Below are 16,227 nucleotides of genomic sequence, written 5' to 3' on the forward strand. Positions count from 1 at the left end.
ATGGCTTCAATTTGGGTATATCCGGGTCAAGGTGTGCAACGAAGCAATATGTTGCATGACCTACCACAAACCGCTCTGGTCAAAGAATACCTTGAGCGTGCATCGGATGCACTCAAAGAAGATGTCTTGATGCTAGATAGCCCGGCTGCATTGCAGTCGACACGTGCAGTACAGCTTTGTTTACTGATTTCAGGTGTGGTGAGTTCAGCTTTATTAACAGCGGAAAACTTAACACCTGATTATGTAGCGGGTCTATCAATTGGCGCATGGTCGGCTGCGGTTGTAGCAGGAGTTTTAGCCTTTGAGGATGCCGTTCGTTTGGTTGCCTATCGAGGTGAACTCATGCAAAACGCCTATCCAACAGGCTATGGCATGACGGCCCTAATTGGTACAGACCGTGCAGCTGTTGAAACATGGGTCAAACAAATTTATGAAATAACGCCAGAGGTTTTTGTCGCAAATATTAATGCACATAACCAGATCGTTATTTCAGGAGGCTTTGAAGCCATGAACCAAGTTGCTGTTTTGGCAAAGCAACAAGGCGTGGTGGCAAAAAAATTAGATGTATCGGTGCCATCGCACTGTGAATTATTAAGTCAGCAAGCAAAGCAACTTGCAGCGTCTATGGAGGGAGTGACTTTAAAGCAGCCTAAAATACGATATTTAAGTGGTACAACGGCTCGTACGCTTAGCAGGCCAGAACAGATTGGTGATGACTTGGCTTTTAATATGAGTCGAACTGTAGATTGGGAAAGTACCATCCAAGCTGCATGGGAGCGAGGTGTGAGGTTACAGATCGAAGCTTTGCCGGGAACGGTACTTACTACACTTGCACGTCGAACGTTTAAAGAAGGAACTGTATTGTCATTTCAGGGAACACGTTTAGACAGCATTCAATTGGCAATGCAAAACGAAAATAATGCTTCTCTGTAATTACAATACAAATTAAAAATTGAGTAATAACCCAAGGATATGAGGGATTTACAATGATTATTTATGGAACAGCAATATTAGCGATCTGCCATTTATTAGGTGACTATCTTGGCAACACCTTAGGCATGGTATTAGGCGTTAAAGCCAATGTCGGTGGAGTGGCTATTTCGATGATTCTGTTAATCTTATCTAAAGAGTTATTGGCAAAAAAAGGTTACTTACCTCAAGTCACACAATTTGGCGTCTTGTATTGGTCAGGTATGTATATTCCGATCGTAGTTGCGATGTCAGCAGGTCAAAATGTGGTTGCCGCTTTATCAGGGGGCATGTTAGGACTGATTGTCTCTATTGCATCGTTAATCGGCACGGTTTTAGTCATCCGTTATTTAAATAGAATTAGTGGCGACTATGAAACCTATGAATGGACGATAGAATCCAAGGAAAAAATAGCCTAAGCAAACATAAACTACAAAAAGTTCAATCAAAAAGGATTTAAATGATGGACGCTATAATTGCTGTGTTATCAAAAAATGCATTAGTTACTGCTCTTGCCGTAACGGGTTTAATGATGTTCGTTTCCCATCTACTCTCAAAATATTTGACGAAGGGAAAATTACAAAGCTCTGCAATCGCGATTACTTTAGGTTTGGTTGTTGCTTACTTCGCAGGGGTTTATACGCAAGGAACCAAAGGCGTTTCTGACATCGCTATTTTTTCTGGTTTTGCGCTGTTGGGCGGAGCCATGATTCGTGATTTAGCTATTGCTTCAACTGCATTTGAAGTTGATGTGAAAGAAGTGAAGAAAGCAGGCAAAATTGGTCTAATTGCATTAATGCTTGGTTGTGTTGTGCCTTTTGCAATTGGGGTTATGGTTGCATGGGTCATGGGGTATCGAGATCCAATTTCGATGACAACGATCGGTGCAGGCGCAATGACTTATATTGTAGGTCCAATTACTGGCACTGCAATTGGCGCGAGTTCTGATGTCATCGCACTTTCTATTGCAATTGGTTTAATCAAGTCAGTTTTCTTTATGGTCGGTACGCCACTTCTTGCGAAATTTATGTATCTAAAAAGTCCACGCTCAGCCATGGTATTTGGCGGTTTGGCAGGAACAACCAGTGGTACAGCTGCGGGATTGGCAGGCACAGATGTACGACTTGTCCCTTATGGCGCTTTAGTTGCGACCTTCTATACAGGACTAGGGTGCTTACTTGGACCTTCTGTCTTTTTCTTAACGGTTAATGCGATTTTTGGATAAATTTTTGAAAATCCTATAACGGCAACTCATTATTCTTTAATAAGTTGCCGATATTTATCTTTTAAAATTAGTGGCGAACATTCGACATTCAGCAATCAGAGCAAGTAAGTTAGGGTCTCTTTCCTTACTTTTTAAAAAGACCAGTCCAATTTCTTGTTGCATATGATATTGCTGTTTTAGTGGAATAAGTTTTACCGAACTTTCATAAACTGCAGAAATACGGCCGGGTAGTAGAGCAAAACCGACACCTGAGCTGACCATACTAATTAAGGTAAAAATATCATTGACCTGTAAAGCAACTTTTGGTGAAAAACCAGCTCTTTTAAATATGATGTCGCTGTCGTTATGAGTGGCAAAACCTTTAGTTAAAGTTAAAAAAGTTTCTTCTTTTAAAAGGCTTAAATCAATGTCTTTAAAATCTGCATATTTTGAATCTTTATTGACGGCCAAAAAAATGTCATCTGAAAACATCGGCAAAATTTCAAAGTCATCATCTTGAGTGGTTTCATTTAAAGCCACGATAATCGCATCAAGCTCTGTCGCTTTAAGCTTTTTGACCAAATCCTGATTTGAACTGAGTAATAGTTGAATATCAAGCTCACTACGTCTGAGCTTAAGACCGCTAATCACATTTGGAATCGTATTTACCGTCAAAGAATAAAGAGAACCTAAATGTAAAACCTTAGCTGCAAAACCCGCAGCCTCTCTGGTTTTATTTACGGTAATAAAAATGTCTTGTACGATTTTTTGCGCCCGTTCTTCAAATACATAAGCACTTTTTAAAGGAATTAGGTTACGGCCTTCATTTTTAAAAAGAGGACAACGTAAAGCGCTTTCTAAAGAGTGTAAGGCTTTATGAACACTGACATTACTCAGCTGCATTTCTGTGGCTGTTTTAGACAAATTTCCACAGCGCATAAAAGCCAAAAAAATCTGTATTTTTTTAAGGGTGAGTTCTTCATCAATTTCCATATTAAGCCTTTGAACCTGTTTCCCTTAAAACTATAGATTTGAGCTATAAAGTTACCACAAAATAAAGTCTATAAAATTGTGCTTAGGTCGAAGCATTTCTTTAGATACTTGCTTCAACTCTTTGTTGAATGGTTTTGATAACCTGATCTAATGCACTTTGAATTTTAGTGTTCCATTCAAAAGAACAGTTAATTCTCAAATAATGCTGCTGTGCGGGTAAAACACTAAACAAAGGGCTTGGCGCAACGCCAATGTCTTGCTGAATCAACTCTTCATAAACTTGCATACTGTCTAGCGTACTAGGAAGTTTGACCCATAGAAAATAGCCACTTGGGTAGTAATACACTTCGCAAGAGCTTGGTAAATGCTGCTTTAAATAGTGATAAAACTGCTTTTTATAACGTTCAAGTGAAAGTCTAAGTGTACGCAAGTGTTTTTCATAATGATGATGAGATAAAAACTCAACCAATGCATTTTGAATGAGTGCATTGACTGAAATGGTACTCATGAGCTGCAAGTGTTGAATATGGTCTGAAAATTTACCCGCATAGACCCAACCAACCCGAAAACCTGCACCTAATGTTTTAGAAAAAGAAGAGCAGTGAAGCACCAGATTTTGTTGATCAAAATACTTCATTGAAAGTGGTTTTTGGCCGCCATAAAAAAGCTCTTCATAGACATCATCTTCAATCAAATAAATTTGATGCTCATGAAGCAACTTGGCAATTTTATATTTAATGTCATCACTGACGGTAAAACCAATCGGGTTATGGGCATTCAGCATGAGCCAACAGACCTTGATAGGATAGGTTTGAATGACTTGTTCAAAAGCCTCTAGGTCAAAACCATGTTGCGGATGCTCAGGAATGGTAATCACTTTAAGTCCTAAACGCTCAGCGGCTTGCCAAGCCCCATAAAATACAGTTTGCTGTAATAAAATATAATCGCCAGGTTGAGCAACGGCTTGTAGAGAAAGGTTAAGCGCGTCCAAACCTCCTGATGTAATGACAATGTCATCTGGGTCAGTCTGTATGCCTTGCATACAGTAGCGCTGAGCAATCAGTTTTCTTAGGGCTAAATTACCTGGAGGTAGGCTTGTGGTCTGGTCATAACTTTGTCTTTGGCGTGCAAGCTGTCCCATAATTTGAATGAGTTTGGGTGCTGTTAAAAGCTGACTGTCCGGAAAAGCTGAACCAAAAGGTACGACAGACTCATATTGAATTGACTTAAGATATTTAAAAACTAAGGAATTAATTTCAATTTTAGAATTGAGCGAAACAACTGAATATTGCTCGAGTGGCTTTAGTGCAATTTGCTCTGCAACGAAGTAGCCAGATTTTTCTTTTGAATAGATCAGACCTTGTGATTCAAGCTCCTGATAAGCATTCATGACGGTCATTAAACTAAAACCAGAACGTTGTACCTGATCTCTCAATGACGGTAATTTTTCATGTGCATTTAAACTGCCGCTCTCAATGAGTTGGCGAATGCTATGAGCGAGTTGTTCTGATTTATACATGTATGAGCTGCACGAAATAACAAAATGAAAGAAGCACTTAATCAATAATAAATGCCGTTTGCAGAATCTACAAACGGCATTTGTTTAGAAAGTTGGAATTACTTTAAGTAAGGGGCTGCATAAATCAAGATAACTTTAAACAATCCCGCAATCACAGCTAAGGCTAAAAAACCACCGATCCATAGCAGAATAAACCATTGGGTTTGATTGAGTTTAACGGATGACTTTTTCATAAAACCCTCCATACTTAATGATAGCCTTCGTCACCTACACGAACTTTGTCTCTAAATACCCAATAAGACACAATGGTGTAAGCAATAATGATCGGGATTAAAATAAGTGCGCCGACCAAAGCAAACATCTGGCTTGAATGCGGTGCTGCGGCTTGCCAGATTGTGACTGATGGCGGAATAATATATGGCCATAAACTAATCACAAAACCAGTAAATGCAAGGAAAACAAGAGCCAATGTATATGCAAATGGTTTAAGGTCATGATCCTGCTTTTTACATGCCGATAAAATCAGGCCAACAAATAACAAGACCAAAATTGGTACAGGACTAAAATAGAACAGGTTTGGTAACGAGAACCAGCGATCTGCAATTTCAGGATGCGTCAACGGCGTATATAAACTCACCCCACCAAAAATAATGAGCAGTGCAATAATCAGCTTTGGCATAAGCTCATACATACGTTGCTGTAAGTCTTTTTCAGTTTTTAAAATCAGCCATCCACAGCCTAAAGTGGCATACATGGCAACTACGCCAATACCTGTGAAGATGGTAAACGGGGAAAGCCAATCAAAAGACCCACCAGCAAAAATACCATTTTCGGTTTTAATCCCTTGGATATAGGCACCCAAAATAATCCCTTGAAGGAAGCTCGTTAAAACTGAACCCCAAATGAAAGCCAAGTCCCAAAGGTGTTTGGTTCGATGAGCTTTAAAACGGAATTCAAAAGCAACTCCACGGAAAATCAGGGCAATGACCATGAAAATGATCGGTAAATATAGTGCTGATAAAACTGTTGAATAGACCAGTGGGAATGCTGCGTATAGACCAGCACCACCGAGAACCATCCACGTTTCGTTACCATCCCAGACAGGAGCCACAGTATTCATCATGACGTCACGTTCTTGGCTGTTCTTAATGAAAGGGAACATAATTCCGATTCCTAAGTCAAAACCATCCATGACCACATAAATTAAAACACCTAAACCAATAATACCGACCCATATTAAAGAAAGATCAATCATGATGTTTCTCCCCAGATTTTTGATTATCGTCAATGTTTTCATCGACAGCACTGAGTGGACGCATTGGTGTTTTAAAGTGTCCAACACCACCAGATTCAATAGTTGGAGTATCGATAAATACAGGGCCTTTATTAATGAGTTTTAAGGTGTAGTAAATACCGCTACCAAAAACGATGGTATAGACCACCACAAAAATAAAGAGACTCAAGCCCACCTGATCTGCGGAAACGGTATGTGAAAGCCCGTCTTTAGTGCGCATAATCCCGTATACAACCCACGGTTGACGGCCTACTTCGGTAGTAATCCAGCCAGCCAGCATTGCCACATAACCCGCAGGCCCCATCACTACAGCAAATTTATGGAACCAAGACGTTTCATAGAGTTTTCCACGCTTACGTAACCAAAGTGCAATGAGTGACAAAGTGACCATGAGCACACCAAGACCCACCATCACACGGAAGCTCCAGAAAACGATGGTTGAATTTGGACGGTCTTCAGGTGCGAAATCTTTTAAACCTGTCACTTGGCCATCTAAGCTATGCGTTAAAATTAAGCTACCCAAATAAGGAACACCCACTTCGAAGTGGTTACGTTCTTCTTTCATATCGGGAATTGCAAATAGCAATAATGGCATCGGCTCATTGTGATTGGTTTCCCAGTGTCCTTCCATTGCTGCAAGTTTGGCAGGTTGATGTTCACGGGTGTTTAAACCGTGGTTATCGCCAATTACCACTTGTAAACATGAAGTCACAAGCACCATCCAGAGACCCATCGAGAACGATTTTTTCACCAATTCATCACGACGGCCTTTTACTAAATGCCATGCAGATGTTCCAACCACCAATAATGATGAAACTAAGAAGGCGGCAGCACCCATGTGGGCAAAGCGGTAAGGGAAGGATGGGTTAAAGACAATTGCAAACCAGTCTTTTGGCACAATAATGCCATTTTCGATGGCAAAGCCTTGAGGTGTCTGCATCCAGCTATTAGAAGATAGAATCCAGAACATGGAAATACATGTTCCGATGGCAACCATAAGTGTTGCAAAGAAATGGGCTCGAGGACCAACGCGTCCCCAACCAAATAACATAATGCCTAAGAAACCTGCTTCTAAGAAGAAGGCACTCAAGACTTCATAGGTAAGTAAGGGACCAGTAATACTTCCGGCGACACGTGAAAATTCACTCCAGTTAGTACCGAACTGGTAACTCATGACCACGCCCGAGACCACACCCATACCAAAGGCAACGGCAAAGATCTTAATCCAATACTTAAATAGATCTTTATAAATCGGGTTTTGGGTTCTTAACCATTTCCACTCTAACACTGCTAAAAAGCAGGCAAGACCGATGGAAGTGGCCGGAAAAATAATATGGAAGGATACTGTAAAAGCAAATTGTATTCGCGCTAATTCTAGAGCGGTTAGACCGAGGCTCATAAACTTTCCCCCTGTGAACTAGCTGATGATGGTTAAATGAGTTAAATACTTATTTTCAGGCAACAAAGTATTCTGACGATTAAACTTGCTTCTGTGATAAATGTTCTTAGCAAGTAAAATGCCAACAGGGTTAAGCAATATAATTGCTTGATATTTCAAGAGAATAGACTGATTGATTGTTCTCAGTCTGTTAACAAAGTTTATGCTTGATGTTGCATTTGTAAAAATGCATGTTGCATTGAAACATTGATGAAATATCTGGCGATATGCAATAGATCGTCTCATGAAAACTACCTACCTTAAGAAGTTTCCTTAATCATGCATTTACTATTTTTGTATATGTAGATACAGAAATTTTTTATAAAACTATAACAGTCTGAAGCACTCATGAGGTGTGCTATAGTTTTTTTTCAAATATCTGTAGCTATGTATCCATTCTTCAAAAGTCCAAAATAAATGAACAAGATTTACGAATGGCCAAAATCACTTTCCAAAACAAAGTGAATGCGACTTTGGGTAATAAGTGCAGAATAGTTTCTTCTCTTTTATTCCTTTGTTGTTTTGCGTGAGGTCTGGTTGTTACGTAGGTTATTAAAGACCTGATTTAAGTGTAGCTCTTCTAAAATAGCTTGGATGTTAAAAAATGTTTATTACTTCTCAACTCAATGTCCTGCATAAAATTATTAAAAATCAGCCTATTCCTGTATCTATATTGGCTCAGTTAGAGCAAACCTACGTTAATTTTGAAGCTACTTTATTAAGAGCGAAAGTACTCAGAGACTTTTCTAAATCTGAAACTGTATATTTAATCCAATCTCATATTGAGGCACAGCAAAGTAGTGTGGCCTATCTATTTTCACCATTTATTTTTGCTAACTTAAACAAGGCCGCTATTTATACAACGCCTGCAACTGCGCCTGTGCTTTCTATTCTTAATAAATATTACCAAGCTGAAAAGAAAGTACTCTTTAAAGTAGATGACGTTTTAGAAAGTCTAAAAATTTATATAGATTTGGAACTTGCAGAGCTTAATGAAGTTGAGTTTATTTATTTAAGCTTAATCAAGGCACTGTGTCGAAGTGACCTCTCTACCGTTTTTTTAATTACGAGTTTAGACGTAGATGTCGAGCATTTAAAAGCACTGGAGCAATTTTTAAAGGTCAAAATTTATTGGATTAAAACCACAAAAGATGATGACTTAAAAAATCTCAATAGCTTAGAAATGCGGAAATTATTATTCAAAAACAAAGATGAAACTTATGTCAAATTATGCGCGAAATTTGCTCAAATGAACGCAGCGTTGGTTGGTTTATGTGACACTTTCACGACACATCAAATGACGCATCTAATTGATGATATGTTTTATTCAGAACATATTTTTGAAAAGTTATCCGTCTATTCAGAATATATACAAACACTTCTCCAAAGCCAGCAGAGCGTTCGGCAAAAAGAGGCGTCTTAGTCTTTGAGATACGAGCTTTTTATCTTTGTGTTTAGGTTCTTATATAAAGAATGAATACAGTTATAAAAAAATAATCGTTTTCATGTGAAATAAATATTTTATGGTAAAAGCAAAGCAATATTGGTTTTACTTAAATGACAAATTTAAATTTTGAGCATCATCTCGGTTCACTAACACATGCAGCACTTAGTCAGGCCTCAATTATTTCTCGCGTGTGGGGTGAAGGGCCTTCAGAACGTTATGATGAATTGGCAAAAAATTTCAGACCAACTTTTGCCCGTATTAAAGAAGGGGCTTTAATCCGTGAGCAGCAGCATATTTTGCCCTATGAACAACTCCAGTGGCTTAAAGATATTGGTTTTACGCGCTTAAGACTTCCCAAAGCTCATGGTGGCTTTGATGCAACTATTCCTGAATTATTTGCATTGCTCGTTGAACTTGCAGAAGCTGACTCAAACTTACCGCAAACTTTGCGTGTGCATTTTGGTTTCACTGAAGATGTCTTGGTAAGTAAAGACAAAGCGTTTCAACAGCGTTGGCTTAGCCGAATTGCAAATGGCGAAACGGTGGGTAGTGCATGGTCTGAAGGTGGAAAGGAGTCAATTGATCAGTTCGAAACTCATTTGTATCGAGACAGTGACGGAAAAATTCGTGTTAAAGGTAAAAAATATTACACCACTGGTAGCCTATATGCAGACTGGGTTGATGTTGGTGTAACAGATTTAAAGGGTGAATCTGGTTCGGTCGTTGTTCGCCGTGAAGATGAAGGTGTCGAAATTGTTGATGACTGGAATGGCTTTGGTCAGCAACTCACTGCAAGTGGTACAGCATATTTCCATGATGTATTGGTCGATGAAACTGAAATTTTACCTGATGATGACCGTTTTAAATATTCAGCGGCTTATTATCAACTGGTTCAATTGGCAATTATTACAGGGCTAGGGCGTGCTGCAACCTATGATGTTTCTCAAGCTGTTGCTAAACGTACTCGAAACTATACGCATGCGAATGCCCAATTTGTAAAACAGGATCCACAAATTTTACAAGTCGTAGGACAAATTCGTGGTGCGGCTTACAGTGCAGGGGCGATTGTTGAAAAAGTCGCACAAAGCTTACAACGTGCTTACTTGGCTGCATTTCAAAATAATGAGCAGCTTGAAGAAGAACAAAATGCGCTTGCCGAACTTGAAAGTGCGCAGTCTCAAACGGTCATTACCGATCTAATTTTAAATGCTTCTACGATTTTATTTGACGCTTTAGGTGCTTCCGCAACAGATAAAGATTTAGGCTTAGATCGATACTGGCGTAATGTACGAACGTTATCTTCACATAACCCGAGAGTATTTAAAAATCGAATTGTCGGTGATTTTAGTGTAAACGGTACATTACCACCGTATCAATGGCGAATAGGGAATGTTGCTAAACAATAAATTATAGTTTTAGATATTAAGCTGCTATTTTTAGCGGCTTAATACTATTTGTTTTTTTAAATAAATTATAAAAACCTATTAGAATAAAATCATATTTTGTTTGGGGTATATATTATAAAGAAAACATAAAAATTGCTTTAGTATAAAAATTAAATAAAATGCTGGTTGATATTTTATGACTAAGAAAATTAGTTTTAATGCTTTTGAAATGAATTGTATTGCCCATCAATCTCCTGGATTATGGCGACATCCTCAAGATCGATCTGTTGAATATAAAGATCTAGAATATTGGACAGATTTAGCACAAATTCTTGAGCGTGGTTTTTTTGACGGTATTTTTATTGCAGATGTGCTTGGTATTTATGACGTTTATCATCAAAGTGCTGAACATGCCTTAACAGGTGCAGTACAAGTTCCGGTCAATGATCCGCTACAGATTGTGCCAGCGATGGCAGCAGTCACAAAGCACCTGGGTTTTGGTGTCACGACCTCTATTTCCTTTGAACATCCTTATCCTTTTGCTAGACGTATTAGCACGCTAGACCATTTAACCAAAGGGCGAGTTGGATGGAATATCGTGACTTCTTATTTGGAAAGTGGTTCGAAAAACTTAGGCCTGAAAACTCAGGTCAATCATGACAATCGTTATGATATTGCTGATGAATATTTAGAAGTCCTTTACAAACTTTGGGAAGGGTCTTGGGAAGAAGGTTCGGTACTTCGCGATCGTGAAAGCGGTATCTTTGCTGATCATAGAAAAGTGCATCCAATTCAGCACGAGGGTAAATATTTTACTGTACCGGGCATCCATATTTGTGAACCATCACCGCAGCGGACGCCTGTACTCTACCAAGCAGGTGCGTCATCACGCGGCCAGAAGTTTGCTAGTCAAAATGCCGAGTGCGTATTTATTGCAGCGCCTTCTAAAATTGCCACTAAAAAAGTGGTACAGGGCATTCGCCAAAAATTGGTTCAAGAAGGCCGCGACCCGTACTCAGTTAAAATTTATGCACTTCTGTCGATTGTCACTGATGAAACCGATGCAAAAGCGCAGGCTAAGTTTAAAGAATATCAAAGCTACGGAAGCTACGATGGTGCTTTAACATTGCTGTCTGGCTGGTCGGGAGTGGATTTTTCACAATATCAACCGACCGACAAAGTTGAATATATTCAAACCAACGCCATTCAATCTTTATTGGATTCTTATGTAAATGCAGACCCAGAACGTGTTTGGACCATTGAAGAAATTGCAAATTGGAACAGCTTAGGTGGGAATGGACCTGTGTTAGTGGGTTCGGCAGAAACAGTTTCAGATGCTTTACAACAATGGGTTGAAGATACCGATGTCGATGGCTTTAACCTTGCCTATATTTTGGCGCATCAAACCTTTGCCGATGTAGTTGAGTTTATTGTTCCAGAGTTGCAAAAACGAGGGGTATATCAAACCTCTTATGCACAAGGAACATTAAGAGAAAAATTATTTGGTGCCGGGCCATATTTGCCTGAAAATCACCGCGGTGCAAAATATCGTAATCTAAAAGAGTTAAAACTTGCTGAGGCGAGTTAATATTTTAGGAAGCCTTTAAATAAATAGCTGGTTAAATACCAGCTTTTATTTTGTCTTTTTATATCGGTTTTATTGCTGAGTTAATAATGAAAAGATAATTCTATAATTTAGATTAAAACATCAGATTAATTTGTTTTTGTATTATGTGAATAATCATTATTTTGTTCCTGTTATTAAAGTTTAGGAATTATTAAGTGAGCACACAAGAACTCGATCATAACCATCGTTATGAAATTAAATCTCCCGATGATGTTTCACAATTAATTTCCAAATTTGCAGGGAAGGGTAAATCGAATAAAGTTATTTGGTTGGCACTGATTGGGGTGTTTATTGACGCCTATGATTTAACAACGCTGTCCTTTGGTATTGAGCAAGTTATCTCAGAGTTTTCTTTAAGCCCTGTAATGACGGGTGTGGTGGCTTCAGCAATTGTCTGCGGAACCATTGTGGGTAACCTGATTGGTGGTTGGCTGACAGATAAAATTGGCCGTTATCGAGTCTTCATGGCAGACATGGTGCTGTTTGTCATTGCTGCAATTGTTGCTGGTTTTGCACCGAATGTATGGGTGTTGATTTTAGCCAGATTTATTATGGGGATTAGTGTTGGTATTGATTTGCCTGTGGCAATGTCATACTTATCTGAGTTTTCCAAGTTTAACGGTAGTAGCAACAAGGCAGCGCGGTTAGCCGCATGGTGCCCAATGTGGTATGCCGCTTCTTCGGTCTGTTTTGGTCTAGTTCTGGCGCTTTATTTCCTTTTACCCCCTGAGCATAGCAACTGGTTATGGCGAGCATCTTTAATTTTTGGAGCAGTGCCAGCGTTACTCATTATTTTTATTCGCGGTAAATATTTAACTGAATCACCAATCTGGCTTGCAAACCAAGGCGATTTAAAAGGTGCAGCTAAAGTTCTACAAGAATCCTATGCAATTAATGCAGTCGCTACAGTTGAAAAAGTAGAAAGAACTGCTGAAAAGAAAAAGCGCGAGGGTTTTGCAGTTTTATTTAATAAAACCTATTTACCAAGAACAATTGTGGCAATTGTGATTCACATTTCGGTGGCATTTCAGTACACGACCATTGCTTTCTTTTTACCTTCTATTTTAACACGTTTCTTTCATACCGATGTCTTGACAACCATTACTACAACACTCGGGCTTAATTTATTGTTTGCATTTACGGGCGGGCTGTTAGGTGTATTTGTTGCCAGCAGATTTAAATCTCGTCATGTGTTGCTTACAGGCTTTTTACTCCAGTTTATAGCCCTCATTGCATTGGCATTCATTGGTGAACCCGGTAATAGCCTTTTACTTTACACCGCAATTGGCATGCTGGGTTTGTGGCTTTTTGCCGAAGGCTTTGGGCCTGGGGCACAAATGATGGTTTATCCAACTATGGCTTATCCAGCTTCGATTCGTGGCGTTGGTGTTGGCTTTAACCGTGCAGTAACGGGTGTTGCTCAAGCAATCGCTTTGTTTGTTTTACCAATCTGGATGGCGGGATATAAAACCGATGTTTACCTGATTATTTCTATCTTTGCATTTATTCCTTTAATTGTGATTGGATTGCTGATTAAGTTTGAGCCTACCGCCCAAGATGTCGATGTTATTGATGAAGATAAAACAGAACTTCCTCTCAATAATTCACCTGTAATCGACTAGAGTAAAAATAGATATCTAAATGAAAACAAAGGCCAACAATTGTTGGCCTTTGTTCTTGGAGTTAGAAGTAATAAGCAAAAATCACAAACGCTTTTTTGTTCCATTTATCATTGCTTCCACCAGCCGCTAGACCTTCGCTATCTCCTAAATATGGATCATGTTTACCCATTAGTAACTCGGCTTGTACTGTCAATTTTTGATAGTTAAAGGCAATGCCGGGAATAAAACGGGTGGAGTCTTTAAACCCATCTTGCTCTTTCCGATAAGAACTATAGTTTAGATAAGGGCGAATAGAGGTAATTGGGCCAAATTGCTGAGGAAATAAATAGCTGAGCTCGGCTGAGTAAATCTGACCTTTGGTTGCGGAGTTAAATGAATAATCGAAACCGCCCAAAGTCAGATGATCTTTATATTCAGTGTCGGCATTATCAATGTCTTGATAACCAGCCAAAAGCTGTAAATTCCATTGATTATAATTGGTATTGCTAAAAACCGAATAGACTTGGCGATCTCCATCTTCGCCTGAGCGTTTATTTTCAATGGTGGAGTACCATGCAGAGGCGCCCAATTGCGTAGAGAAATTTTCTTGGCCTAAGACATTTTTAAAGGTATGAGCACCGCGAACAACAATTGAGTTCTTTTCTTGGGTATTGGTGCCTTGTGGTACAGAGTCATCCGCATTGACAGGGTTGATACTAAATCGACTCGAGTCTTTGCTTTTACCTCTATAGGTGCCACCATCGGTAGGATAAAAGGCGAGTTGTGCTTCATTGATTCCATCATTGAAATCATATTTCACCCCAAGGTTATGTACATCTTCCCAACCTGCACTATTGGCAATGCCTAAATAATAAGTATTTCCCCAAAAGCGACCCAAGCCAAAAGGAACTGGGTTTAAGCCAGCAATAATTTTACTGTTGTCATTAATTTTATAACCCATCCATGCATCGGTGAGCCAATTGGCATCGCCTAGACGTCCGTAATATTCATAAACCCGATAATCTAGGCGACCAATCCATTTCGGGGAGTTGTAGTCCAGCCATAAGACCGCGTCATTAAAAGAAAATTTACTTGTAGTGGGATCAGAGTCAAAATCATAAACATATTTAGCTCGAACAGTACCGCTTACTTTAAGTTCACCTTCTTCAGCATTGCCAAAGGTAAGCGCTGCATGACTTGAGAGGCTGAATGTAATTAAAGACGTTGTAATTAATGTTTTTTTCAAAATTTGAGAATGTTTAAACAAAAGAATTTTTCTCCTCTTAAAAATAAAAATTAAATTTGCGTCATGTATAAACCAGAAAAAGATTTGCCCAAATCTCAATATTTGCAGAGGTTTTAAGATAAAAAGATAATAAAATCTGAACTTTATATAAAAGAAAGAAAATTAATTAGATGCAAAACTCTGGATGCAATAAGCAAAAATAAAAATGATCAAATATGAGAGGATAAAATACTTAGAGGCCGTCTGTCAGGCTTGCCTAATCATATGATTTGTGAATATGGTTTTTAATTATTGATATATAAGTATTTTAATTTTTATTTTAATCTGTAAGTTTACTTGGAATTTGCTTTTTACCAAAAGATAAAAACTTATAAGGAAAAGTTATTTATAAAAACCAGATAAGCAACTCATATTTTTTTATTTTTCATTATAAAGCCGGCTGCATACCATGGGCTTATATTATTGAAAGATCATGAAATTATGAGCACAAAAACCAAACCGTTGATTATCACGGCAATTGTGGTTGTAGCAATTGTTGCATTTATCGTATGGCAAAATAAGAAAGATAATAATACGGGTGCTTCAGTTCGTGACAACAAACCTGTCGTGATTGCTTATCAAACTGGAGTTGACCCAAGCAAAGTTGCACAGGCGAATGGAGACTATGAAAAACATAGTCAACGTACCATTCAATGGAAAAAATTTGATGCGGGTTCAGATGTTGTAAATGCACTTGCTTCAGGTGATGTGGTACTTGGCAATATTGGATCAAGTCCACTTGCTGCTGCCGCAAGCCGTGATTTACCGATTGAAGTATTCTTAATTACTTCAAAACTTGGTGGGTCTGAAGCATTAGTGGTAAGTAATAAATCAGGCATAAAAAGCCCTCAAGATTTAATTGGCAAAACCATTGCTGTACCATTTGTTTCAACAACCCATTACAGCCTTTTGTCTGCACTTAAACATTGGAACATTCCAGAAGACAAAGTAAAAATTATTAACTTGCGTCCACCTGAAATTTCAGCTGCATGGGAACGTGGTGATATTGATGCTGCCTATGTATGGGAACCAGCTTTAAGTAAAGCTAAAGCATCTGGCACGGTTTTAACCGACTCAAAACAAGTGGGCGCATGGGGTGCTCCAACCTACGACTTATGGGTGGTACGTAAAGACTTTGCAGAGAAAAATCCTGATTTCCTAAAATCTTTTGTTAAAACCACACTTGAGCAATTAGAAAAATATAACCAAGACCCAGCTGCTTACGTTAAAAATGCCGATAACGTTGAGAAAATTGCTCAGTTAACAGGTTCTGATCCAAAAGATATCCCGCTTTTATTAAGTGGAAACATCTACCTTGACCACGCTCAGCAAAAACAAACGTTAGATGGTGAATTTGCGCAAAATATTTTTGATACAGCGAAGTTCTTAAAGGGTCAGGGCAAAGTCGACCAACTGAAAGCCGATTATAAAGGCAATGTGAATTCTTCATTTTTGCAGCCTTAAG

Annotated in this window: 14 protein-coding genes; 8 read left to right on the top strand and 6 right to left on the bottom strand. The window is 38.8% G+C overall.

Annotated features, from left to right (window positions below; genetic code table 11):
• Genes mdcH through madM form a run of 3 tightly spaced genes read left to right on the top strand, consistent with a single transcriptional unit; the run spans position 1 to position 2,194 of the window.
• Positions 1-933 carry a malonate decarboxylase subunit epsilon gene (gene mdcH / locus RMA94_RS11940; protein WP_270907092.1) on the top strand — a complete coding sequence of 311 codons (933 nt, stop codon included), beginning with the start codon at positions 1-3 and terminating at the stop codon, positions 931-933.
• A 53-nt stretch (positions 934-986) separates the two neighbouring features.
• Positions 987-1,388, top strand: coding sequence for a malonate transporter subunit MadL (madL, locus tag RMA94_RS11945; RefSeq protein ID WP_002114391.1), 402 nt, complete (start codon positions 987-989; stop codon positions 1,386-1,388).
• Between the two features lie 44 nt (positions 1,389-1,432).
• The gene (gene madM / locus RMA94_RS11950) at positions 1,433-2,194 is read left to right on the top strand and encodes a malonate transporter subunit MadM (protein WP_002114328.1); all 762 of its coding nucleotides are present in this window, start codon (positions 1,433-1,435) and stop codon (positions 2,192-2,194) included.
• 54 nt (positions 2,195-2,248) lie between these two features.
• Here madM and RMA94_RS11955 read toward each other — a convergent pair whose 3' ends face one another.
• From RMA94_RS11955 to RMA94_RS11975, 5 genes are all read right to left on the bottom strand, one after another.
• Positions 2,249-3,166, bottom strand: a complete 918-nt coding sequence (locus RMA94_RS11955) for a LysR family transcriptional regulator (protein WP_270907094.1) — start codon at positions 3,164-3,166, stop codon at positions 2,249-2,251.
• A gap of 100 nt (positions 3,167-3,266) precedes the next feature.
• Entirely contained in the window at positions 3,267-4,685 is a 1,419-nt protein-coding gene (locus RMA94_RS11960) for a PLP-dependent aminotransferase family protein (protein ID WP_270907095.1), read from the bottom strand.
• Between the two features lie 98 nt (positions 4,686-4,783).
• The gene (locus RMA94_RS11965; protein WP_005076466.1) at positions 4,784-4,918 is read right to left on the bottom strand and encodes a hypothetical protein; all 135 of its coding nucleotides are present in this window, start codon (positions 4,916-4,918) and stop codon (positions 4,784-4,786) included.
• 14 nt (positions 4,919-4,932) lie between these two features.
• Entirely contained in the window at positions 4,933-5,940 is a 1,008-nt protein-coding gene (gene cydB / locus RMA94_RS11970; protein WP_311083089.1) for a cytochrome d ubiquinol oxidase subunit II, read from the bottom strand.
• Entirely contained in the window at positions 5,933-7,378 is a 1,446-nt protein-coding gene (locus RMA94_RS11975) for a cytochrome ubiquinol oxidase subunit I (RefSeq protein WP_017386136.1), read from the bottom strand. The genes cydB and RMA94_RS11975 overlap by 8 nt, the downstream gene beginning before the upstream one ends.
• Positions 7,379-8,021: 643 nt before the next feature.
• Here RMA94_RS11975 and RMA94_RS11980 point away from each other — a divergent pair.
• The 4 genes from RMA94_RS11980 (at position 8,022) to RMA94_RS11995 (ending at position 13,498) form a co-directional block, all read left to right on the top strand.
• On the top strand, positions 8,022-8,840 hold the full coding sequence (locus RMA94_RS11980; protein ID WP_311083091.1) for a hypothetical protein: 819 nt from the start codon (positions 8,022-8,024) through the stop codon (positions 8,838-8,840).
• Between the two features lie 134 nt (positions 8,841-8,974).
• On the top strand, positions 8,975-10,270 hold the full coding sequence (locus RMA94_RS11985) for an acyl-CoA dehydrogenase family protein (protein ID WP_311083092.1): 1,296 nt from the start codon (positions 8,975-8,977) through the stop codon (positions 10,268-10,270).
• 175 nt (positions 10,271-10,445) lie between these two features.
• Positions 10,446-11,837, top strand: a complete 1,392-nt coding sequence (locus RMA94_RS11990; RefSeq protein WP_311083094.1) for an LLM class flavin-dependent oxidoreductase — start codon at positions 10,446-10,448, stop codon at positions 11,835-11,837.
• Between the two features lie 194 nt (positions 11,838-12,031).
• The gene (locus tag RMA94_RS11995) at positions 12,032-13,498 is read left to right on the top strand and encodes an MFS transporter (protein ID WP_017481609.1); all 1,467 of its coding nucleotides are present in this window, start codon (positions 12,032-12,034) and stop codon (positions 13,496-13,498) included.
• Between the two features lie 61 nt (positions 13,499-13,559).
• On the opposite strand, the gene RMA94_RS12000 is transcribed toward RMA94_RS11995, so the two are convergent.
• Entirely contained in the window at positions 13,560-14,744 is a 1,185-nt protein-coding gene (locus tag RMA94_RS12000) for a hypothetical protein (protein WP_311083097.1), read from the bottom strand.
• A 441-nt stretch (positions 14,745-15,185) separates the two neighbouring features.
• Here RMA94_RS12000 and tauA point away from each other — a divergent pair, with 441 nt between their 5' ends.
• Positions 15,186-16,226, top strand: coding sequence for a taurine ABC transporter substrate-binding protein (tauA, locus tag RMA94_RS12005; RefSeq protein WP_311083099.1), 1,041 nt, complete (start codon positions 15,186-15,188; stop codon positions 16,224-16,226).
• The last annotated feature ends 1 nt before the right edge of the window (position 16,227 follow it).

This window comes from Acinetobacter sp. V115_6 (assembly GCF_031799025.1).
In the GTDB taxonomy this organism is placed as follows: Bacteria; Pseudomonadota; Gammaproteobacteria; order Pseudomonadales; family Moraxellaceae; genus Acinetobacter; species Acinetobacter pittii.

What these genes read in the sequence shown, in the direction of transcription:
- RMA94_RS11955 (WP_270907094.1), bottom strand. Translation starts at nt 3,166, where the DNA reads ATGGAAATTGATGAAGAACTCACCCTTAAAAAAATACAGATTTTTTTG.
- RMA94_RS11965 (WP_005076466.1), bottom strand. Translation starts at nt 4,918, where the DNA reads ATGAAAAAGTCATCCGTTAAACTCAATCAAACCCAATGGTTTATTCTG.
- RMA94_RS11985 (WP_311083092.1), top strand. Translation starts at nt 8,975, where the DNA reads ATGACAAATTTAAATTTTGAGCATCATCTCGGTTCACTAACACATGCA.
- madL (WP_002114391.1), top strand. Translation starts at nt 987, where the DNA reads ATGATTATTTATGGAACAGCAATATTAGCGATCTGCCATTTATTAGGT.
- madM (WP_002114328.1), top strand. Translation starts at nt 1,433, where the DNA reads ATGGACGCTATAATTGCTGTGTTATCAAAAAATGCATTAGTTACTGCT.
- RMA94_RS11990 (WP_311083094.1), top strand. Translation starts at nt 10,446, where the DNA reads ATGACTAAGAAAATTAGTTTTAATGCTTTTGAAATGAATTGTATTGCC.
- cydB (WP_311083089.1), bottom strand. Translation starts at nt 5,940, where the DNA reads ATGATTGATCTTTCTTTAATATGGGTCGGTATTATTGGTTTAGGTGTT.
- RMA94_RS11980 (WP_311083091.1), top strand. Translation starts at nt 8,022, where the DNA reads ATGTTTATTACTTCTCAACTCAATGTCCTGCATAAAATTATTAAAAAT.
- RMA94_RS11975 (WP_017386136.1), bottom strand. Translation starts at nt 7,378, where the DNA reads ATGAGCCTCGGTCTAACCGCTCTAGAATTAGCGCGAATACAATTTGCT.
- mdcH (WP_270907092.1), top strand. Translation starts at nt 1, where the DNA reads ATGGCTTCAATTTGGGTATATCCGGGTCAAGGTGTGCAACGAAGCAAT.
- RMA94_RS11960 (WP_270907095.1), bottom strand. Translation starts at nt 4,685, where the DNA reads ATGTATAAATCAGAACAACTCGCTCATAGCATTCGCCAACTCATTGAG.